Source organism: Dyella monticola (assembly GCF_003363155.1).
GTDB classification, from domain to species: Bacteria; Pseudomonadota; Gammaproteobacteria; order Xanthomonadales; family Rhodanobacteraceae; genus Dyella_B; species Dyella_B monticola.
Genome location: NZ_QRBE01000001.1, coordinates 422762 through 444326, shown reverse-complemented (window position 1 = coordinate 444326; position 21565 = coordinate 422762). Strand labels below are relative to the sequence as shown.

Here is a 21565-nt window from a genome sequence, read left to right as displayed (position 1 = left end):
GCGCGGTGACGCAGTTGCAACGTAAGCACGGTTTCCTCACTGCACCACGCCCTCCGCGGTAAGGGCGCAGGCGCCCCTGGCTTTGATCGCGGCATAGAGCGCATCGGGTGCCAAGTCGATATCACCAGGCCACGTTAACGCACCGAATTCGACGTATGCGGCCTGGAACACGGAAGGGTCGCGCAAGAACGCAAACACGCCTGCCGAATCGCTGTTCACGAGAGCTGCCATGTCAACGATGCCGGACGTTCCATCACGGAATCGCACATCCAGCCGATAAGCCGGCATAACAGTGACCGCCACCAATCGCCATGGGGGGGCGGCGTTCAGTCCAGCGGCTCGATCGGATGTGGAGGCTTGCGTGTTGCGCATAGGTCCCAGTCCTCTTGCAGTTCCGCACGGTGCAGTGCGGCCCATTCCAATACAAATACCATTGCCCGACGTGGTAGCTGGCCCTCGATGACTTCCAATGTCCGTATATCGATCAGCGCTTCCGATTCACCGTATACCGCGTGAAAGTGTGGCGGAGCATGATCAGCGAAGTACATCCGTATCAAGATGCCGTAGAAACTGCTGATGATTGGCATCCTCAGCCCACCGCGCCTTCCAGCGAGATTTCCAGCAGCTTCTTCGCTTCCACGGCAAACTCCATCGGCAGCTCGCGAAACACCTGCTTGCAGAAACCGTCAACGATCATCGACACCGCATCCTCTTCACCGATACCGCGTGAGCGGCAGTAGAAGAGCTGGTCGTCGGAGATCTTCGAGGTGGTCGCTTCGTGTTCGACGATGGCGCTGGGATTTTTCACTTCCATGTACGGAAAGGTGTGCGCACCGCATTTCTTGCCGATCAGCAGCGAATCGCACTGCGTGTAATTGCGCGCACCCTCGGCACCTTTCTCCACCTTCACCTGGCCGCGATAGCTATTGGAGCTACGACCTGCGCTGATGCCCTTGGACACGATCTTCGACTTGGTGTCCTTGCCGATGTGGATCATCTTGGTACCGGTGTCGGCCTGCTGACGATGGTGCGTGAGCGCCACCGAGTAGAACTCGCCGACCGAACGATCGCCGCGCAGCACGCAACTGGGATACTTCCAGGTGATGGCCGAGCCGGTTTCCACCTGCGTCCAGGAAATCTTGGAATCGTCGCCACGGCAATCGCCGCGCTTGGTGACGAAGTTGTAGATACCGCCGCGACCTTCCTCGTCACCCGGATACCAGTTCTGCACGGTGGAATACTTGATCTGCGCCTTTTCCAGCGCGACCAGTTCCACCACCGCGGCATGCAGCTGGTTTTCGTCGCGCATCGGCGCCGTGCAACCTTCCAGATACGAAACGTAAGCACCCTCTTCGGCGATGATCAGCGTGCGCTCGAACTGACCGGTGTGACCGGCGTTGATGCGGAAATACGTGGACAACTCCATCGGGCAGCGAACGCCTTGGGGAATGAACACGAACGAGCCGTCGGAGAACACGGCCGAATTGAGCGCAGCGAAGTAGTTGTCACCGGTCGGCACTACGCCGCCGAGGTACTTCTGCACCAGCTCTGGATGTTCGCGGATCGCTTCGCTCATCGAGCAGAAGATCACGCCGGCTTCGGCCAGCTCCTTGCGGAACGTGGTGCCGACGGAGACCGAATCGAATACCGCGTCCACCGCCACACCTGCGAGCTTGGCGCGCTCATGCAGCGGCACGCCGAGCTTGTCGTAGGCTTCCAGCAGCTTGGGGTCGACCTCATCCAGCGATTTGGGTTTGTTCTTCGGCGAGGCGTAGTAGCTGATAGCCTGGAAATCGATCGGCGCGATGTTGAGCTTGGCCCAGTTCGGCATTGGCATGGTGAGCCAATGGCGATACGCCTTCAGGCGCCACTCGGTCATCCACTCAGGCTCGCCCTTCAACGCGGAAAGCTGGCGCACGATGTCTTCGGACAAGCCAGGCGGCAGGCTGTCCGTTTCGATGTCGGTAACGAAACCCGCCTCGTAGCGACGGCCGAGTGCGGCGGCGACTTCGGCATTGTCGCGCAGCACGACGGGGCTATCGTTTTCGATGGTCATGATGCAGTCCTGCCTTTCAAATCGGTAAACGCCACGGTGCTCACAGTCGGCGGCGCAGGGCGCAGCATGTCGGCCAGGCTCATGCTGCGCAGCGCGTTGTCCAGTACGTGGTTGATGCGTTGCCAGCTTCCGCGCACACCGCATTGGGATTGGCGATCGCACTGGCCTTCGCCAACGCTGCATTCGGTCATGCCGAGCGGGCCTTCGATCGCCTCCACGATAGCGGCCAGGCTGATCTGCTGCGCCGGCCGCGCGAGGCGATAACCGCCGTTCACGCCGCGAAAGGACTCCACCAGCCCGGCATGCCCCAGCGACTTCAGCAGCTTGCTGACGGTGGGGAGTTCCAGATGCGCTTCTTCCGCGATCTGGGCAGTGCTGAGGACGTCGCCCGGATGCGCGGCGATGCAAGTCATCACCACGGTGGCGTAGTCCGTCAGTCGGCTGACACGAAACATAAGGGGAGGAGGATGCCGCTCTAATTAGTACTGAAATGGTACTGATTTACCCCTTTCAGGTCAAACCAGCCTCACCGTCGCCCGGCGAAAGCAGAGAGTGGCGGATATTGCACCTTTTTGGCGCAATCACCGCACCAAACCGTGCGCGCCGAACCATCGCAAGAGCCGCGAAACGCCGACCTGACGCCATCCTCCGGCCTCTCGCCGCTTGGCACGTAATCTGCTGTACCGCAACAAATCAACCCGGAGCTGCCTCGCATGAAATGGGTCACCGCCATCATCAAACCTTTCACCCTGGATGACGTGCGGGAGGCGCTTGGCGAGGCCGGCGTCCAGGGCATGACCGTGACCGAGGTGAAAGGCTTCGGGCGCCAGCGTGGCCATACGGAGTTGTACCGCGGCGCAGAGTACGTGGTCGATTTCCTCCCCAAGCTGAAAATCGAGATCGCCGTGGCCGACGAGCAGGTGGAGCTGGCGATCGATGCCATCACGCGCGCCGCGCGCACCGGCAAGGTAGGCGACGGCAAGATTTTCGTGAGCGAACTGGAACAAGTCATTCGCATCCGCACGCAGGAGGTAGATGCCGATGCGCTGTGATGCACGCGCCTGGCTCTCGTTCCGCTTCGGTGCACGTTTTCGCGGCGCATCGCTCTTGGTTGTGTCGGCCGCTGTCACGTCGCCCGCTTTCGCGCAGGCCACGACTGCGTCAACACTCAACGCCGGCGATACCGCCTGGATGATCGTCGCCAGCGCGTTCGTGTTGATGATGACGATTCCCGGCGTAGCACTTTTCTACGGCGGCATGGTGCGTGCGAAGAACGTGCTGTCAGTGATGATGCAGTGCCTTGCCATTACCTCCTTGGTAACGGTGCTGTGGATGGTGTACGGCTATTCGCTCGCCTTCAGCACGCAAGGCATGCACGCGGGCGTGACCAACTGGCATTCGTTCCTGGGCGCGTTTGATCGTGTGATGCTGGCGGGGCTGACGCCTTCGTCGCTGTATCAGACGGTGCCCGAAAGCGTGTACGTGATGTTCCAACTCACCTTCGCAATCATCACGCCGGCGCTAATCATCGGCGCCTACGCCGAACGCATGAAATTCAGCGCCATGCTGTGGTTCAGCGGCTTGTGGCTCACGTTCGTCTATCTGCCGATCGCGCACATGGTGTGGAGCGGCCCAGGTTCGTTGTTGGGCGATCTGGGCGTGCTGGACTTCGCCGGCGGCACGGTGGTACACATCAATGCCGGCATCGCTGGCCTGGTCGCCTGCTTGGTCATCGGCAAGCGTCGTGGTTATCCGCATACGCATATGCCACCGCATAACCTTGGCTATACGGTGATTGGCGCCGCGCTGCTCTGGCTGGGCTGGTTCGGGTTCAACGCCGGTTCGGCCGTAGCGGCCAACGGCAATGCCGGCATGGCGATGCTGGTCACGCAAATTGCCACGGCTGCCGCGGTGATTGGCTGGGTCGCAGTGGAATGGGTTGTGCACAAACGCGCCAGTGTGCTGGGTGCGGCATCTGGCGCGGTGGCGGGCCTGGTCGCGATCACGCCTGCGGCCGGCACGGCGGGGCCTGCCGGCGCGCTGGTCATCGGTTTTGCCGCTGGCGCGGTGTCCTTCTTCACGGCCACGCGCCTGAAGCACATGATCGGTTACGACGACACTCTCGATGTGTTCGGCGTGCACGCCGTGGCCGGCATCATCGGCGCCCTGCTCACCGGCATTTTCGCGGCGCCCAAACTGGGCGGCTTCGGCACCGTTACCTCGCCGCTGGCGCAACTGTGGATTCAGGCAAAGGGCGTGGGCTTCACCATCGCATGGAGCGGCGTGCTGAGCTGGGTGATCCTCAAAGCGTTGGATCTGACGATCGGCCTGCGCATAGGCCCCGAGCAGGAGCAGGTGGGCCTGGATATCGCCGAGCACGAAGAGCGGGCGTACAACCTGTCTTGAGCGCCACGTATTCACTTTGCCCTCATTCCGGCCTGCGCCGGGATGAGGGCAACGCCAGAGTTGAGTGAATGGTGCGGACAGGCACTAAGCTATTCGCGTGCCCGCAATGAATCTCAGCATGGAAACCATCACCGACCGTGCCGCCGCCCGCCTCGCCTGGACGCGTGCAGCACTTGGCGACCACGCCCTCACCCTCGAATCGGCCTCCTCCGACGCGAGCTTCCGCAGCTACTGGCGCACGCATCACGCCGGTCGCAGCTGGATCGTGATGGATTCGCCGCCCGCACAGGAAGATCCGCGCCCGTGGCTGAAGATCGGTCAGCAACTCACCGACGCCGGCTTGCATGTGCCCACCGTGCACGCACACGATCTGGAACAAGGTTTTCTGCTGATCGAAGACCTCGGCACACGGCTTTACCTGTCCGAACTCAAGGACAGCAATGCCGATGCGCTTTATGGTGACGCGATGAACGCCTTGCTGCGCATGCAAACGCGCATGGCCTATCGCGATCTGCCACCGTTCGATCACCGCCTTTTGACGAGCGGGCTGGAGGTCATGCCGGAATGGTTTCTCACACGGCATCTTGGCCATACACCGACGTGCGACGAATGGGATGTACTGGAAGCGGCGTTCCGCGCCATCATCAGCAATGCGCAGGAGCAGCCTCGCTGTTTCGTGCACCGGGATTATCACAGCCGTAACCTGTTGGTCGTCGAGCACAACAATCCCGGCATCATCGACTTCCAGGGCGCGCTCGCCGGCCCGCTTACCTACGACCTGGCTTCGCTGCTGCGCGATGCGTATATTGTGTGGCCGCGCGCACGTATCGAGGCTTGGGTGGAAGCATACCGACAGCGCTTACTTCACACCGGCATGATCGGTACCGCGATCGACCGCGATCATTTTCTACGCTGGTTCGATCTGACTGGCCTGCACCGTCACGTGCGTGTGCTCGGGCAGTTTTATCGTTTGTGGTATCGGGATGGTAAACCCGGCTATCTCGCCGACGTACCTCGCGTGTATGCCTATGTGATATCGGTGGCGCGCAGCTATCCGGAGCTCGCGGACTTCGCCGCACTGATCGAACGCCATGCGGAAGGCCGCGATCTGACCAAGGTGTCCCACGCATGAGGCATGCGCTGATTTTTGCGGCCGGATTGGGCGAACGCATGCGCCCGTTGACCCACCACACGCCCAAACCATTGCTGACGGTGCATGGCAAACCGCTCATCGCATGGCATCTGGAAAAACTCGCCGCCATCGACGTGCGCTACGTGGTCATCAACACATCCCACCTCGCCGAGCAATTTCCGGAAGTGCTTGGCGACGGCTCACGCTGGGGTCTACGCATTCGCTACGCATACGAAGGCCCCACTCCGCTGGAAACCGGCGGTGGGATGCTCAACGCCCTGCCACTGCTGGGACCGGAACCGTTTATCGTGATCAATGGTGACGTGTGGACGGATGCCGATTTCGCAACACTCCCTTCCGACCCGAAAGGCCGTGCGCATCTGCTGATGGTGGACAATCCCCCGCATCATGCAAACGGTGACTTTGCGCTGGATGAGCAGGGGGCATTGCACGATGAAGGCGGCAGGCGTCTGACCTACAGCGGCATCGGCGTGTACCGGCGCGAGCTCTTGAACGACTGGCACGCTGTGACCGGCCAGGGCGACGGTCCAAGCCATACGCCACCGCGCTTCAAGCTTGCACCGTTGTTGCGTACAGCCATGCAACGCGGGGAAGTGAGCGGCAGCCATCATCGTGGCTTGTGGACGGACGTAGGTTCACCCGAACGGCTTGCAGCGCTAAACGCTGCGAATTAGCGCCAACTTTGCCTGAACGTCATTCCGGCGAAGGCCGCAATCCAGTTTTAATATGTTGTGCGCAGCACTCAACACTAAAAATGTTGTGTCCTTCGGACGCATATTTACACTGGATTGCGGCCTTCGCCGGAAAGACAGCGAGGCGGGTTCTAGGTAAATCCGGCACTCTCAAGCCGCTATACGGTCCTACGGCGCACTCGGCTTGATCGTCGCAGGCACGGGCAACGTCGGCGCCGAAGGCGGCGCGGCTTCTGCCTCCTCCTGCGAAAGCGCTGCATCCTGCGCCTGTTTGGTCATCATGATGATGCTGATGCGCCGGTTGATCGGATCGCTCGGATTGGCTTTGTCGAATGGTACCGAAGCCGCCAGGCCGACGACGCGCGCAACCTTTCCTACCTGCATGCCGCCATCGAGCAATGCGCGCCGCGCTGCGTTGGCGCGATCGGCGGAAAGCTCCCAGTTGCTGTAGCCGCTTGCGCCGCTATAAGGCGCGTCGTCGGTGTGACCGGAGATGCTCACCTCATTGGGCGCCTGATTGATGAACCCCGCCAGCTCATGCAGGATCGCCACGGTGTACGACTTGAGCGTGGCGCTGCCCGTGTCGAACATCGGCCGATTCTGTTTATCCACGATCTGAATGCGCAGCCCCTCGGGCGTGATGTCCAGCAAGAGCTGATCTTTGAAAGGTTCCAGCGCCTGACTCTTGTCGATTGCGGCGTGCAGTTGTTGCATCAGATTATCAAGCCGCTGCTTTTCCTGTTCGCGTGCAAGCTTTTCCGCCTGCTGCGCATTCACGCGCGAGGCGGAGCGCTGGTCTTTGCCCGGACCATGCGGCATGTTCATCGCGCCGCCGAGCTTGATCATGCTGTCGCTGGCACCGCCCGGGCCTACTTTGCCCGGTGGCGCCACCGTCGCGGTGCCCGGCGTCATGCTTGGGTTTTTGAAATATTCGGCGATGGCGGCGCGCTGTTGGCGCGAACCCATACCGAGCAGCCACATCACCAGAAAAAACGCCATCATGGCCGTAACGAAGTCGGCATAGGCCACTTTCCACGCGCCACCGTGATGACCATGCGCTTTGCGGCGCGAACGACGCACCACGATCAGCATGTCGCGATCCTGCTCGCTCACACCGATGCTCCTGCGCGTGCGGAATCCTTCAGATGGGCTTCAAAATCCTGGAAGTTGGGTCGCGCCTGCGGCGATAGCGTCTTGCGCGCGAATTCCACGGCAACCTTCGGGTTGTAGCCGCGCAGGCAGGCCAGCAACGCAACCTTGACGCACTCGAACGCCCGCCCGTCTTCCTGCACACGGTTTTCCATGGCCGCGCCCAGTGGGCCGACAAAACCATAGCAAAGCAGAATGCCAAGGAAGGTGCCCACCAAGGCACCGGCGATGTGCTCACCGATTTGCGAGGTGTCACCGCCAAGTTGCGACATCGTGGTCACGATACCGAGCACCGCCGCCACGATGCCAAAGCCAGGCAACGCATCGGCCAACTTCATCACCGCCAGCGCGGGCGCTTCCGCTTCGTGCTGGTGGGTTTCCAGTTCCACTTCCAGCAATTGCTCCAGCTCATGCGGATTCATGTTGCCGCCTACCATCAGGCGCAGGCAGTCGGTCGTGAATTCGATCAGATGGTGTTCTTTCACCAGGCGCGGATAAGCGCTGAATACCGGACTCGATTGCGGATCTTCGATATGCGACTCCAGACCCAGCAGGCCTTGTTTGCGCATGACGCCAAAGATGTCATACAGCAGCGCGAGCAGATCCACGTAATCCTGCTTGCGATACTTTGGACCTTTGAACAGCGCGACGATGTTGTGCAGTGCGCCCTTCACAATCTTGAGCGGATTGGCCGAAAGAAACGCACCCATCGCACCGCCACCGATGATCATCAGTTCGCTCGGCTGCCATAGCGCCAGGATGTGTCCGTGCGACAGCACATAACCACCCAGCACGCAGGAAAGCACCAGCAGGGAACCGACAAGGACAAGCATGGGGACTCCATTCGAGGACGGCGGGAGCGTCCTACCCTGCTTATCGACCGGTGCAGCGTGAAATTTAGATCGACATTTTTGTCACGATGTGACGCAGAAGGTCGCAAATTTTTGTCGCATTCGTGGTGCCACGATCATGCAAAAAACAAAACGGCCCGGATGATCCGGGCCGTTCATGTAAGCAAGGCACTGCCGATTACGGGCGGCGCGCCAACTCAGGATTCTCGCGCGTGACCGGCATCAAATCCTTCTTCGATACGCCCAGCCACAAGAGGATCGGGCTGGCCACGAAGATCGACGACAGCGTACCCACCACAATGCCGATCAGCATGGTGATCGCAAAACCGTGCACCGTCGGACCACCGAAGAAATACAACGCGGCCATCGCGATGCCCGTGAACAGCGAGGTGATGATGGTTCGCGACAGCGTACTGTTGATCGAGCGATTGAGGATTTCTTCCGGATCGGCCTTGCGCGCGGAACGGAACAGCTCGCGGATACGGTCGAACACCACCACTTTGTCGTTGATGGAGTAACCGATCACGGCCAGCACCGAGGCCAGCACGGTCATGTCGAATTCGCGCCGGAACAGCGAGATCACCCCCAACGTGACCAGCACGTCGTGCACTTCGGTCGCCAGCGCGGCGATAGCGAAGCGGCGTTCGAAGCGAATCCACAGATACACACCGATGCCGATGATGACGAAGATGGCCGCGGTGACGCCATCGCTGCGCAACTCCGCGCCCACTTGCGGACCGACGTAACTCTTGCTGGCAATCTTGGCGTCAGGACGTGCCGCCTGCAGCGCTTTGGCCACGTCATTGGTCATCAGGTCGAGGTTGGGCGACTTGCCTTCCTGCGCGACGTAGTGCTTGTCATCCTTGGGCTGGAAGCGGATCGCCACATGGCGCGTACCGCCCACGCTCTGCACGACGGCGTTATCTACGCCCCCCTTGTCCAGCGCATTGCGTACGTCTTCGACCGAGACCGGGTTGTCGTAGATGGCTTCCACGGCGACACCACCGGTGAAATCCAGCCCGTAGTTGAGGCTGCGCGTGGCGAGCAGCACGATCGAAGCGATGACCAGCAGCACGGCCACGCCGATGCTGATTTTGCGTAGTCCCAGGAAGTGGACGTTGGCGTTGTGATTGAAAATTTCCATGGGGGTCTCCGATTACACCGACAGCGTCTTGAGCTTGCGGCCGCCGTGGATCAGCGCGGTGATCGCGTGGGTAACCGTTACCGAGGTGAACATCGAGGTGAGGATACCGATGAGCAGCGTGACGCCGAAACCCTTGATCGGGCCCGAACCCATCGTGGTCAGCGCCAATGCCGCGATAAGGTGCGTCACGTTGGCGTCGAGAATCGTCGCCCATGCTTTCTCGTAACCGGCGCGAATGGCCGCCAGTGGCGTGGAACCGTTGCGCAATTCCTCACGCACGCGTTCGCAGATCAGCACGTTGGAGTCGATCGCCATACCCAACGTCAGCACGATGCCGGCAATGCCCGGCATGGTGAGCGTTACGCCGACCATCGACATCACCGCCACCAGGATCACCAGGTTGAAGAACAGCGCGACGTCCGCCACCAGGCCGAACAGCTTGTAGTAGATCGCCGCGGCCAGCAGAACCAAGGCCAGGCCCAACAACACCGCCTTGAAACCTTTGTCGATGTTGTCCTGCCCGAGGCTGGGGCCGATCACGCCTTCCTGCACGATGTCCATGCGCGCCGCGAGCGAGCCGCCCTTGAGCATGAGCGCCAGTTCCGACGCAGCCTTGGTGCTGGCCAGCCCAGTGGTCTGAAACTTGTTGCTGAAGACGCCCTGGATCGTGGCGTAGTTGATCACCGAATAGGTGGTCTTGGGCGTGTGCACTTCCTTGCCGTCGACGACTTTGGTGTCGGTGGTGGTTTCCACGTACACCACAGCCATCGGCTTGCCGACGTTGTCGCGGGTGAAATCCAGCATCTTGGCCGCGCCGGCCGAGTTCAGCGTCACATTTACGCTGGGCGAACCGCTCTGCGAATCATTGCCGGAGGACGCGTCCACCAGTTCGTCACCGCTGGCGATGATGTTCTTGCTCACCAGATAAGGTTCGCCCTGCCTGCCGTAATACAGGTGCGCATCCGGCGGGATGTTGCCGGTCCTCACGGCATCCTGCACGGCAGGGTCGCGCGCATCGCCGATACCGGCCACGTATTCCAGCGTGGCGGTGGCACCGATCACCTTCTTCGCTTCGGCCGGATCTTGCACACCTGCCAGCTCTACCGAAATGTGATCTTCGCCCTGCACCTGAATCACCGGCTCCGATACACCCAGTGCGTTGATGCGGTTGCTCAGCGTGGCAAGGTTCTGCCGGATAGCATTGGTTTGTATGTCGTGCAACTTATCGGGCTTGATCACCGCGTTGAGTACAAAACGGTCGCCCGTGCTGGCACCGTCGGTAACACCCAGATCGGTGTACTCGGTGGCGATCGCATCGCTGGCCGCCGAGCGATCGGCGGAGGAGCTCAACACCACGTTCACGCCCTGGCCCGCCGTAGCGGCGCGCGCCACGGAGATGAAGGGAATCTTCTTGTCCTTCAGCAGCGCGGCGATGTCCTGCGTATAGCGGTTTTCCTGCCGGTCGATGATGTCGCTCTGGTCGACCGCCATCAGGAAGCGCACGCCGCCTTGCAAATCCAGACCCAGCGGCATGGCACGGCCGCCGATGGCCGAGAGCCAGCGCGGCACGGTGGATTCGAGATTGAAGGCCACGGTGTATTTGTCGCCCAGCACCGGCTTGAGCGCATCGGCCGCACTCTTTTGCTGGTCGCCGTTGGCAAAGCCGATCACCATGTAGTCGCCACGGCTGGCGTCGTGCCTGACGCTCTCGTTGACGTAAGGGATCTTGGCCGACTGCAGCGCGGAAATGACCTTTTGCTGCACGGTCGGATCGAGCGGCTCACTCTGGCTGGACGACACCTGCACAGCCTGAAGCGGCGCGTACACGTTCGGCAAGGCGTACAGAATGCCCGCCACCAGTACGATGGCAACTAGAAAGTATCTCCAGCGTGGAAAATCACTCATGCCTTGCATCCGAATGAACCGCGACGCCTGCCGCGGGTAACGTGGAATAACGGTTGTGTCGAGAAAATCAGCCAATCAGGCGTGCGTGCATGATTGGCGGCAAGCGTCCTGCCTGCTCGTTCGAAAGGTGCTCAGGACGATTTCAGCGTGCCCTTGGGCAACACCTGCTGGACGGCCGACTTTTGCAGCTTGATCTTGACGTTCGTCGCGATCTCCACCGTGATGAACGTCTCGCCCACCTCTTCGACGCGGCCGGCAATGCCGCCATTGGTGACCACTTCGTCGCCCTTGGCCAGATTGGACACCAACTGGCGGTGTTCCTTCTGACGCTTCATCTGCGGGCGGATCATCATGAAATACATCAGGCCGAACAGCACGATCATCAGGAACAGCATGGACAGACCGCCATTGGCCGCCCCTGGCGCGGCCTGCGCCAGCACGAAAGTCGTCGGAAGAGTCATCTACTTATCCCGCAAGTTGTGGCTGCGACTGGAGTTTTCGCCGCGCGCCCAGAAAAAGACGTTGGATTATGCCATGAGTACGGCTTTTTGCGTTCGCCCCGGCTGCCTCCGGTGAAGGGGCGGACGAGGCCACGCGTCACCGCAAGTTTTGGGGGTTTGTCCCTGAAATGGCCTAAAAGTTCGCCAACAGGGTGAAACCTGCCCCCTTCTCCCTCCCGTGCTTGCGGGAGAGGGCCGGGGTGGGCTTACACGAGCTTGCCGCGTGATGCGGGTTCACCACGAGGGTGCTCTGACCCCTCCCTACACGCAGGGAGGGACCACCCAAATGATCATTCCGAACCCACCCGGCGCCGCGCATAGAACTCCGCCACGAACCCCTCCAGCGAGCCCGCCGCAATGGCACCGCGCAGCCCAGCCATCAGGCGCTGGTAATGATGCAGGTTATGCATGGTCGCAAGCTGGCTGCCGAGTATTTCATTGCAGCGGTCCAGGTGGCGCAGGTACGCGCGGCTGAATCCCTGGCTGCAGGCATAGCATTCGCAGCCCTCTTCGATCACGCGGGTGTCGGCGGCGTATTTGGCGTTGCGGATGCGCAGCGTGCCGTGCGAGGTGAACAGGAAGCCATTGCGCGCGTTGCGGGTAGGCATCACGCAATCGAACATGTCGATCCCGCGTCGAACGGCCTCGACGATGTCTTCCGGACGCCCCACACCCATCAGGTAGCGCGGCCGATCCTTGGGCAGCAACGGCACCGTCGCGTCCAGCGTGTGATTGCGCTCCGCTTCGGGCTCGCCCACCGCCAATCCGCCGACGGCGTAGCCATCGAAGCCGATCTGAATCAACCCTTCGGCCGAGCGCTTGCGCAGATTTTCGTACACACTGCCCTGCACGATGCCGAACAGCGCATTGGGGTTTTTCAATTCGTCGAACGCGCGACGCGAACGCTCCGCCCAGCGCAGGCTCAGTTCCATCGACTCCGCCGCCACGTTTTCCGTAGCAGGATAAGGCGTGCACTCATCGAAGATCATCGCGATATCCGAATCGAGCACGGTCTGGATGCGCATCGACTCTTCCGGCGAAAGAAACACCTTCGAGCCATCCACCGGCGAGGCAAACGCGACGCCCTCTTCGGTGATCTTGCGCTTGTGCGCCAGCGAGAACACCTGGAAGCCGCCGGAATCGGTGAGGATGGGCGCCTTCCAGCCGATGAAGCGATGCAGGCCGCCAAATTCACTGACGATGTCCAGGCCCGGCCGCAGGAACAGATGGAACGTGTTGCCAAGGATAATTTCGGCCCCGACCTCGACCAGGTCGCGCGGTGTCATGGCTTTTACCGAGCCATAGGTGCCCACCGGCATGAAGGCCGGCGTTTCCACGGTGCCGCGGTCGAACGTGAGGCGCCCGCGGCGGGCAGCGCCATCGGTGGCGAGGAGGTCGAAGTGCATGGAGGTCATCGGGGAATTATGGCATTTCAACGCACCCGTCGCCCTGGCGGACGCGGGGCGACGGGTGCAAGGTCACATGCCCCTGGGCAGGATCAACATCGCATCGCCATACGAGAAAAACCGATACCGATCTTCCACCGCATGCCGATACGCATCGAGCATGTACTCGCGCCCGACCAGTGCCGAGACCAGCATCAGCAAAGTCGATTGCGGTAAATGGAAGTTGGTGATCAGCGCGTCGATGCTGGTGATGCGATAGCCCGGGAAAATGAAGATCTGCGTTTCGCCCGCAAACGGGCGCAGTTCGCCATTCACTGTTGCGCTTTCCAATGCACGCACCACCGTCGTGCCCACGGCAACGACGCGCCCACCGGTGCGGCGCGTGCGCTCGATGTGCTCCACCAAGCCCGCGCCTACATTCAACCATTCGCGATGCATCTTGTGCTGCGAAAGGTCATCCGCACGTACCGGCTGAAACGTGCCGGCGCCAACGTGCAGGGTTACGTAACCAAAATCCACGCCCATGTCGCGCAACTGCGTCATCAGTGTTTCGTCGAAATGCAGGCCCGCCGTGGGCGCTGCCACCGCGCCGGGTTCGCGCGCATAGACCGTCTGGTAGCGCTCCATGTCGCTCGCATCGGCGTGACGCGAAATGTAAGGAGGTAACGGCATCTCGCCCAGCTTCAACAGCAGGCGCTCCAGCGGCTCGGGGGATTCAAAGCGCAGATGAAAAAAGCTTTCGTCACGCCCCAGCACTGTCGCGTGGCTGCCATCGGCCAGCACGATGACCGTGCCCTCGCGCGGCTTCTTGCTGACCCCCAGCTGCACGGTCGCTTCATGCGCGCCGGTCACGCGCTCGATCAGTATTTCTACCGCACCGCCGCTGGGCTTGTGTCCATAAAGGCGCGCCGGCAACACGCGCGTATCGTTGAACACCAGCAAGTCGCCCTTGTGCAGCAGCGAAGGCAACTCGCGAAACATGCGATCCTGCCAGGTGTGCGTGGGCGCATTGAGCACCAGCAGGCGGCTTGCGCTGCGTTCGACCAGCGGCGCCTGTGCGATCAGCTCAGGAGGCAGGTCGAAATGGAAATCAGACTTTTTCAAGGACATGACATCGTCAGACGTGAGGCACAATTATCGCCCAAACCGCCCGCCGCGCAGGAATCCGCTCTACCACCGCCGCCGACCATCCCGACCCGACCAACGGACGATCCTATGCCTCGCCACAGCCTCCTCCTTTCGCTGGCTCTCCTCATCGCCCTGCACGGCTCTGCCACCCTGGCACAAACCACCGAGGCCTATCCACACGAGCAGGCCAGCCTGCACGCGCTGGCCAACGCACCGGATGAAGCGCAACTTCGGCAAACGATCACCACGCTGGTCGGCTTTGGCACCCGCCACACCCTTTCCGACACCACCTCCCCGACACGCGGCATTGGCGCGGCGCGGCGCTGGGTGACATCGCGCTTCGAAAGCATTTCGCACGAGTGCGGCGGTTGCCTGGAGATCGTCACCCCCTCGCAGGCCGTCACCGGCAAACGCATTCCCAAGCCCACGGTGGTGATGGATGTAGTGGCGATCAAGCGCGGCAGCACGGATCCGCAACGCATGATCGTGATGACCGGCCATCTCGATTCGCGTGTCACCGACGTGATGAACGCGACCAGCGACGCCCCCGGCGCCAACGACGATGCCTCCGGCGTGGCGGCGTTGATCGAAGCCGCGCGACTGTTATCCAAGCAGGACAACCGCGCCACGCTGGTATTCGCCGCCGTTTCCGGTGAAGAACAAGGTTTGTACGGTGGCAAGGTGCTGGCCGATTACGCCAAGGCACAAGGCTGGCAGGTCGAAGTCGATCTCAACAACGACATCGTCGGCAGCGGCCGCGGTCAGAACGGTGTCGACGACAGCACCAGCGTGCGCGTCTTCAGCGAAGGCACGCGCAGCACCGAAACACCCGAGCAGGCAAAAATGCGCAACTACTTCGGCGGCGAGGTCGACTCGCCTTCGCGCAATGTCGCACGCTACATGGCCGCGCTCGCCGATCAGTACCTACCCGACTTGCGTGTGCACATGATCTACCGCACCGACCGCTATGGCCGCGGCGGCGACCAGGTACCGTTCCTCGAAGCGGGTTATCCGGCCATACGCGTCACCGAAAGCAAAGAAGACTACACCCGCCAGCATCAGGATCTGCGCGTGGAAAACGGCGTGACATACGGCGACACCATCAATGGTATCGACTTCGACTACCTCGCGCGCGTGACGGCCCTCAACACGCTTACCATGGCCGCCATGTCACGCGCGCCAGCACCGCCCGCGCACGTTTCCATCAGCGGCGCGGTCGCCACCGACACCACCGTGCGCTGGCAGAAAGTGCCTGGCGCAGCGGGCTATCGTATCCATTGGCGCGACACCACCGCGCCGCAATGGCAATACAGCCACGCCGTCGGCGACGTCGATCATGATGTTTTGAAAAATGTGGTGATCGACGACTGGTTCTTCGGCGTGTCGGCGGTCTCGGCCGACGGCTACGAAAGCCCGGTGGTGTTTCCTGGCGCCGCGGGCAGTTTCGAACAAACGCCGGCCAAATAAAAAAACTCTGCCGAACGAAAGCAGCGCAACGCGTGAACATCAGCCTTTGCCCACACGCGTAGCACCACTACGTGCACATCAAACCGAGCGCCTATTTCTTCGCAGCTTGATTAACATCAGAGGCTTGCCCACAAGGAAGTAAGCGCTCGATGACTTGCGGCGACCCCAACTGCTCCATTTGCTACCCCGCACGAAAAGCACAGCGAAAGCCGTCCGAAGAAAGCAAGCGCGACTGCATCGACTGCTGGCGCAACCTGCAGAAGCGTGCCGAACCCATCGCGTCAGCGTCAGACCCAGTCGCGCGAAACCGGCGCATCAATGCGGCCTATGCCAAGTTGTGGATCGATGACAGACGCTTCCAGTGGACGGGCCTGGCCGCGTTTGCCTCCAAGCAAGTGGGCTGTGGCTTGCTCAATGCCGCGCAAATGGTTCAACGCGCGGCGGCTGAGCGCCAGTTCGCAACGTGTCATCCAGTGCTGGCCTCGCAGCTCGCCATGAACTCTTCAAACGTGTCTCTCTGGGCGCAGGGCATCAACGATCAGGCGGCGGGTGCTGGCGCGGACAAGGTTTATCAGATGCTGGCCATGGGCAACGCTACGTTGTTCCTCGATATCTGGCCGATTCACATGTTCTATAAGGAATTTGGGCTGGCGAGGTTGAAGGAATGTCTGGGAGAGCGTGCGGCACTGGAAGGCTTTGTATGGTGGCCCCCAGGGAGCAAGGTCGGATTCGGCAGAGTAAGGGCCGAGATCATTGAAGGATTTGAGGCCATAGACGCAGGCAGAACTAATGTTGGTGTCGAACGCCTTGCGCACCATGAACAAATCAACATTCTGCAACCTGTCATCCACGATGACCCCATATTTAGCTCGCTGATGCGTGCCAACCAATTTGCCTGGGCCTTGCATTTTGCCTCGGGCTCACCTCAGGAAATTCAATTGGTGTTGTCCAACCAATGCACCGTCAATGGTCACTCCATCCCGCAAGAATCGTTCAGCAACAGCCCCCGGGCCAACTTGGCCGACCCCACGCAACGCATGGGATTTGTACTGCACGCGGCGGAGCGCTTCGACCGGTTGCTTCACGACCCGCTGGAACGGCATATGGTGGAAAACTCGCTCTACATCATCGCGGCGGGCGGGCAATGAAGCGCTATCGTTTAATTGTATGGAGCATGGCTGTTGTTCTTGGCGCTACAACAGCCTATGCCATCCATGCATGGCTTCGCCCTACCGATATCGTCATATTGAACGCCATCGGTGAGCCTTACGAGCAGGTCCGCGCACAGTCCCGCTCCACCCTTCCACCCATGACAGAATGGAATTTCATCAGTCTTTACGTCACGCGACCGGCAATATTCCGCTTCAATGACCCTATCTACGGATTCACTACCCCTGCGGCTAAATTCCTCACCCCTGGCGTTGAGCGCGAAGGTAATGTTTACGACGTAACGCTTTCGCCTCAGAAAGAAACCCTGCCCCTCGACGCATCCATGCGCGTCCTGATCGACCTCCAAAACCAGTTCCGCCGAGGGGGGTGGAGACCGATTTTGGTTTCGGATAGCCCCCCCCATTGAAGACACGCCTGCCACACGCGCGGGGATCCGGCGTTGCAAAAATCCGATCACGTACTGGCAAGCCGAAGACAAACTGCAAATTGTGCTGGATATCCGCTGCTTCTCACACGATAGCAACCCTGATAAAAACCGCTACCTGATTACACTCCAACTCGCAAAACCCTTCGTACCCGACAATTAAAACCCCACTACAAGCACTTTTCCGAAACACCTTTCGGCATACTTTGGCACCATCAGCGCATAGATTTCGTAGCGTGCCGCGCAACGCATTCGAGCAAACACCGAAGTACCCAAATCGCCAAGCGTTCATACTGCACACAATGGGGCATGCAATGACGGTGTTCGAGTCTGCCTGGTGCGTTGAGATAACACCGCAACGCGGACGGAACCCATATTCGAGACCGGCGGTGACAGTTACAACCACCCCTTCTGCCGCGCCAGGCGATAGGCCTCGATGCGATTGGCCGCACCCAATTTGCCGATCGCCTCGGAAAGATAGTTACGCACCGTGCCGTGTGAGAGGTTGAGCTTGGCGGCAATATCGGTTGCCGATTGCCCTTCTCCGGCCAAGCGCAGTACCTGCCGTTCGCGATCGTTCAATGGATCGGCTTCCGACCAGGCCTCCAACGCAAGCTGTGGATCGATCGAACGGCCGCCGCGATACACGGTGCGCAGCGCTTCGGCCAGGTTCTCAGCCGGCGCATCTTTCAGCAAATAGCCCGATACGCCTGCATCCAGTGCGCGCCGCAGAAAGCCGGGTCGCGCAAAGGTGGTGACGATCACGCATTTCACCGGCAGCTCATGGCGGTGCACGCGCTGCGCCAGTTCCAGCCCGGTTATGCCTGGCATTTCGATGTCGGTAACGAGCACGTCCGGCTTGAGTCGTTGCACCTCGCGCCACGCCGTTTCGCCGTCAGATACGGAGCCGAGCACTTCGATGTCCGATTCGAGGTTGAGCAGCGCCGATAAGGCACCGCGCACCATCGCCTGGTCCTCGGCGAGCAATACGCGGATCATGCGGCGCTTCCCGTGACATAGCCGGTCTGTGGGGAGGCCCCCATCACAGCGGTGGTTTTTTGCATCCGCAATGGCACGCTGATCATCAGGCGCGTACCGCGACGCGAGGGTGATTCGATCTGCAAGGTTCCGCCAATGGCGCGTATGCGCTCGCACATGCCGCTTACACCGTTACCGTGGGAGGCGAGCCCGCCTTTCCCGTTATCGCAAATCTGCATGTCCAGTTTTTCCGGTGTGCGGGTAAAGCGCACGCTGGCCTCGGTAGCGCCTGCGTGCCGATGAATATTGGTCGTGGCTTCGCGAATGACCAGGGCCAGCGTGCGCTCCACCTCTTGCGGCAATGAATCGGGCAGGTTGCCGTAATCCAGATGTACGGCCGAGGACTCCAGCAGCAGTCGCGCCGAGGCAAGTTCGGCGGCCAGATCGGTGGAACGGATGCCGGTAACCGCTGCGCGCACTTCCGCCAGAGCGTGGCGCGCGACGCGCTCGGCATCTTCAAGCTCGCGACGCGCGGCCTCGCTGTCGCGATCGAATAGTTTGCGTGAAAGCTCCAGCTTCAATGTGATCAGCGACAAGGTATGCCCCAGCAGATCGTGCAGATCGCGGCCGATGCGCTCGCGTTCGGCGGTGGCCGCAAGCCTGCGCACCTCGTCATGCGAAAGCTTGAGCTGGGCGGTTTTTTCATCGCTGATGCGTTCGGCCGCGTTGACCAGGCCGATGGTGAAACACACCACGGGAATGGACACCACAGCCTGCCACGCGTAGTGCAGCAACCATGTCTCCAACAGGCATGCCGCATTCATGACGGCGATGAATGCCAGGTATTTGTGGAAACTCGTCGAGCAACTGCGTGCCATCACGCAACCGAACACGAAATAGGTCAGACCGCTGGGATACCACGGCAACAAACCCAACGCCAACAGCAGCATGCCGGATGCGTAGATGCCCACATCCTTGCGGGGTGCAACCACGCTTTTGGCGAACAACGCCAAAAATACCGGATAGGACGCCAGCGTGAGCCATGCCCACAACCACGTGAAGTGGTCAAACATCGGCGTGATGAAAATCCACACCGACCACAATAAATGGACCGCGTCTATCCAGGGGGACTTGCCCTTGCGCACGCTGCCTGCAGCGTAGGAATCGGGTGCCGGCACGAACCAGGTGCGAATCGCTGCGATGATAGTCATGGTCACCTTCCCCGCGCCGCCGGCACGTTACGCCCCATCGTACTTCAACCGTAGCGCCGCAGCCTGCGCACTGCGGCAATGAAGAATACCGCGGCAAAACCCATCAATATCACGACATGTTTCGCCATGCCGCCATGCTGTAACCCCACCGCCGCGAGCCCGATCTGATCGAGGTGGTAGCTCGGCCAGATGGGCGCGAGCTGCTGCAAGACTTTCGGCAGCATGGTGATGGGAATCCACAAGCCGGAAAGGAACGACATCGGCAGATAGACCAGGTTGAGCATGCCCGGCGCGCCCTGCCCCTTGATCAGGGTACCCACCAGCATACCCAGCGCGCAGAACGGCAACACGCCAAGCGTGCCGGTCAATAACATCAGGCCCATCTGCTGCAGGGACAACGCAAGATGGCCCAATGCCAAGCCCATGCCGAGCAGCAACAGGATCACTACGGCCGCGGCGGCCATCGCCATCAGCATCTTGCCGAGCAGATACGCGCCGGGCGGCATGGGTAGCGCACGCTTATAGGTGAGCAGACCGCCATCGCGTTCCAGCGCCAGCGAGACACCGAAGCCGAACAAGCCGGGACTCATCACGCCAAACACCCCGTAGCTCACCAGCAGATATCGCGCGGCATCGGCCCCTTCGGACTTACCCATGACAATGCCGAAGAGCAAATAGAACATCGTTGGAAACAGCAAGATCGGCAACATGAACCCCGGCGCACGCATGTAGCGGATGCATTCGCTACGCGCCTCGGCGACGTACGCGCCGATCACGCGAGAAGCACTCATGCCGCTTGATTGCAATGTCGTGTGCGCGGCCGATATCGATCCACTGTTCATCACGCAGCCTCCTGTTCAACGGTTTCTTCGTTCGTCAATGCCGTGAATGCATCGGCGAGGCTCGCGCGCTGCACCTCCAGCTCACTGAGCGATGCGTCAGCGTCAAGCAGACGCCGCAGCACATGTTCGGCCGCGCTGGTGCTGATGCGCATACGTGTGCCGTCGCGTTCAGCGGATACCACCTGTGGCCAGTTGGCAATCACATCGGCATGGAGATCTGTCACGCAGCGTATGTGCGTGAGCGGTACGCGCGCGCGCAACGCATCGACACTGCCGTCGCTCAGCACGCGTCCTTTCGCCATCACGATGACGCGTTGCGCGAGCGCTTCGGCTTCTTCCAGATAGTGTGTAGTCAGGACGACCGAGCATCCTTCTGCAACCAGCGCACGCATCGCCGCCCACAGCTTGCGACGCGCATCGATATCCATGCCGACGGTGGGTTCATCCAGGAACAAGAGTTCCGGCCGCCCACACAACGCCAGCGCGAATTGCACGCGGCGCTGCTGGCCACCCGACAGCTTGCCGTAAGGGCGTTTGAGCAGGTCGCCGACACCCGCCAGGGCCGCGCTTTCTTCCAACGGGCGTGGATTGGGGTAGTAGCTGGACACCAGGCGAAGCAATTCACCCACCTGCAACGTGGCCGGCAGCATGGCCGATTGCAGCATCACGCCAATGCGGCGGCACGCATCAATCTGAACGGGGTCCATGCCAAACAGCTCGGCGCGCCCTTGGTCAGGCTCCATCAGACCGAGCAGCAGGCTGATGCTGGTACTTTTACCGGCACCGTTAGGGCCTAGCACTGCCAGCAGTTCGCCGCGCTGCAACACGAGATCCACGCCATCCAGGGCGGTAAGGGAACCGTAACGTTTGACCGCGCCACAAAGACGGGCCACGACATCAGTTTGCGTATGCATGATGAGCCTCCTTGCATTGCAGCGTAGACATGGCAAGCGTTTTTGCGCAGTTGCCGGCGTCAGCGATCCGATATGACAGCCGTCATCCTGGGGGTACCGCCGCCCTTTCCCACCAGTTATCCTTGCCTGGCGTCAGCGGTTTCCCCATACGCGACGCAGTGCGAACGGG

22 protein-coding genes are annotated in these 21565 nt (G+C 60.9%); 7 read left to right on the top strand and 15 right to left on the bottom strand.

The annotated features are described in order from the left end of the window. Window positions 1-36: 36 nt before the first annotated feature. Genes DWU98_RS01775 through DWU98_RS01760 form a run of 4 tightly spaced genes read right to left on the bottom strand, consistent with a single transcriptional unit; the run spans window position 37 to window position 2511 of the window. Complete coding sequence (locus tag DWU98_RS01775; RefSeq protein ID WP_115493743.1) at window positions 37-372, bottom strand: DUF2442 domain-containing protein; 336 nt, start codon at window positions 370-372, stop codon at window positions 37-39. After that, window positions 327-587, bottom strand: coding sequence for a DUF4160 domain-containing protein (locus DWU98_RS01770; RefSeq protein WP_115493742.1), 261 nt, complete (start codon window positions 585-587; stop codon window positions 327-329). The genes DWU98_RS01775 and DWU98_RS01770 overlap by 46 nt, the downstream gene beginning before the upstream one ends. Before the next feature lie 2 nt (window positions 588-589). Further along, window positions 590-2056: a Fe-S cluster assembly protein SufB gene (sufB, locus tag DWU98_RS01765; protein WP_115493741.1), complete on the bottom strand. Its 1467-nt coding sequence runs from the start codon at window positions 2054-2056 to the stop codon at window positions 590-592. Then, a complete protein-coding gene (locus tag DWU98_RS01760) occupies window positions 2053-2511 on the bottom strand; it encodes an SUF system Fe-S cluster assembly regulator (protein WP_115493740.1) in 459 nt (152 codons plus the stop codon). The genes sufB and DWU98_RS01760 overlap by 4 nt, the downstream gene beginning before the upstream one ends. A gap of 258 nt (window positions 2512-2769) precedes the next feature. Between DWU98_RS01760 and DWU98_RS01755 the strand changes: the two genes are divergently transcribed. The 4 genes from DWU98_RS01755 (at window position 2770) to murU (ending at window position 6289) form a co-directional block, all read left to right on the top strand. After that, window positions 2770-3108, top strand: a complete 339-nt coding sequence (locus DWU98_RS01755) for a P-II family nitrogen regulator (RefSeq protein WP_115493739.1) — start codon at window positions 2770-2772, stop codon at window positions 3106-3108. After that, window positions 3092-4462 (top strand): ammonium transporter, encoded by a 1371-nt coding sequence (locus tag DWU98_RS01750; RefSeq protein WP_230474615.1) that lies wholly within the window; start codon window positions 3092-3094, stop codon window positions 4460-4462. The genes DWU98_RS01755 and DWU98_RS01750 overlap by 17 nt, the downstream gene beginning before the upstream one ends. Before the next feature lie 118 nt (window positions 4463-4580). Continuing rightward, window positions 4581-5594 carry an aminoglycoside phosphotransferase family protein gene (locus tag DWU98_RS01745; RefSeq protein WP_115494143.1) on the top strand — a complete coding sequence of 338 codons (1014 nt, stop codon included), beginning with the start codon at window positions 4581-4583 and terminating at the stop codon, window positions 5592-5594. Then, complete coding sequence (murU, locus tag DWU98_RS01740; RefSeq protein WP_115493738.1) at window positions 5591-6289, top strand: N-acetylmuramate alpha-1-phosphate uridylyltransferase MurU; 699 nt, start codon at window positions 5591-5593, stop codon at window positions 6287-6289. The genes DWU98_RS01745 and murU overlap by 4 nt, the downstream gene beginning before the upstream one ends. A 186-nt stretch (window positions 6290-6475) precedes the next feature. Here murU and motB read toward each other — a convergent pair whose 3' ends face one another. The 7 genes from motB to queA all read right to left on the bottom strand — a co-directional run bounded on the left by motB (window position 6476) and on the right by queA (window position 14366). After that, window positions 6476-7399, bottom strand: a complete 924-nt coding sequence (gene motB, locus DWU98_RS01735; RefSeq protein WP_115494142.1) for a flagellar motor protein MotB — start codon at window positions 7397-7399, stop codon at window positions 6476-6478. Between the two features lie 17 nt (window positions 7400-7416). Further along, the gene (gene motA, locus DWU98_RS01730; RefSeq protein WP_115493737.1) at window positions 7417-8289 is read right to left on the bottom strand and encodes a flagellar motor stator protein MotA; all 873 of its coding nucleotides are present in this window, start codon (window positions 8287-8289) and stop codon (window positions 7417-7419) included. Window positions 8290-8485: 196 nt separating this feature from the next. Continuing rightward, window positions 8486-9451, bottom strand: coding sequence for a protein translocase subunit SecF (gene secF, locus DWU98_RS01725; RefSeq protein WP_115493736.1), 966 nt, complete (start codon window positions 9449-9451; stop codon window positions 8486-8488). A 12-nt stretch (window positions 9452-9463) separates the two neighbouring features. Further along, complete coding sequence (gene secD, locus DWU98_RS01720; RefSeq protein ID WP_115494141.1) at window positions 9464-11356, bottom strand: protein translocase subunit SecD; 1893 nt, start codon at window positions 11354-11356, stop codon at window positions 9464-9466. A 131-nt stretch (window positions 11357-11487) separates the two neighbouring features. Continuing rightward, the gene (gene yajC, locus DWU98_RS01715; protein WP_115493735.1) at window positions 11488-11817 is read right to left on the bottom strand and encodes a preprotein translocase subunit YajC; all 330 of its coding nucleotides are present in this window, start codon (window positions 11815-11817) and stop codon (window positions 11488-11490) included. A gap of 329 nt (window positions 11818-12146) precedes the next feature. Then, complete coding sequence (gene tgt, locus DWU98_RS01710; protein WP_115493734.1) at window positions 12147-13271, bottom strand: tRNA guanosine(34) transglycosylase Tgt; 1125 nt, start codon at window positions 13269-13271, stop codon at window positions 12147-12149. Window positions 13272-13334: 63 nt separating this feature from the next. Then, a complete protein-coding gene (gene queA, locus DWU98_RS01705) occupies window positions 13335-14366 on the bottom strand; it encodes a tRNA preQ1(34) S-adenosylmethionine ribosyltransferase-isomerase QueA (RefSeq protein WP_115494140.1) in 1032 nt (343 codons plus the stop codon). 111 nt (window positions 14367-14477) lie between these two features. Here queA and DWU98_RS01700 point away from each other — a divergent pair, with 111 nt between their 5' ends. From DWU98_RS01700 to DWU98_RS01690, 3 genes are all read left to right on the top strand, one after another. Further along, entirely contained in the window at window positions 14478-15857 is a 1380-nt protein-coding gene (locus DWU98_RS01700) for a M20/M25/M40 family metallo-hydrolase (protein WP_115493733.1), read from the top strand. A 149-nt stretch (window positions 15858-16006) separates the two neighbouring features. Beyond that, complete coding sequence (locus DWU98_RS01695; protein WP_115493732.1) at window positions 16007-17005, top strand: DUF2515 family protein; 999 nt, start codon at window positions 16007-16009, stop codon at window positions 17003-17005. Beyond that, complete coding sequence (locus DWU98_RS01690) at window positions 17002-17433, top strand: hypothetical protein (RefSeq protein ID WP_115493731.1); 432 nt, start codon at window positions 17002-17004, stop codon at window positions 17431-17433. Before DWU98_RS01695 ends, DWU98_RS01690 begins: the two co-directional genes overlap by 4 nt. Before the next feature lie 414 nt (window positions 17434-17847). On the opposite strand, the gene DWU98_RS01685 is transcribed toward DWU98_RS01690, so the two are convergent. From DWU98_RS01685 to DWU98_RS01670, 4 genes are read right to left on the bottom strand one after another with little or no spacing between them, the layout of a single operon-like run. Continuing rightward, window positions 17848-18450, bottom strand: a complete 603-nt coding sequence (locus DWU98_RS01685; protein ID WP_115493730.1) for a response regulator transcription factor — start codon at window positions 18448-18450, stop codon at window positions 17848-17850. Beyond that, on the bottom strand, window positions 18447-19640 hold the full coding sequence (locus DWU98_RS01680; RefSeq protein ID WP_115494139.1) for a sensor histidine kinase: 1194 nt from the start codon (window positions 19638-19640) through the stop codon (window positions 18447-18449). Before DWU98_RS01680 ends, DWU98_RS01685 begins: the two co-directional genes overlap by 4 nt. Window positions 19641-19684: 44 nt before the next feature. After that, window positions 19685-20482 carry an ABC transporter permease gene (locus DWU98_RS01675; protein WP_425480207.1) on the bottom strand — a complete coding sequence of 266 codons (798 nt, stop codon included), beginning with the start codon at window positions 20480-20482 and terminating at the stop codon, window positions 19685-19687. Further along, complete coding sequence (locus DWU98_RS01670) at window positions 20482-21396, bottom strand: ABC transporter ATP-binding protein (protein ID WP_115493729.1); 915 nt, start codon at window positions 21394-21396, stop codon at window positions 20482-20484. The genes DWU98_RS01675 and DWU98_RS01670 overlap by 1 nt, the downstream gene beginning before the upstream one ends. Window positions 21397-21565 lie beyond the last annotated feature (169 nt).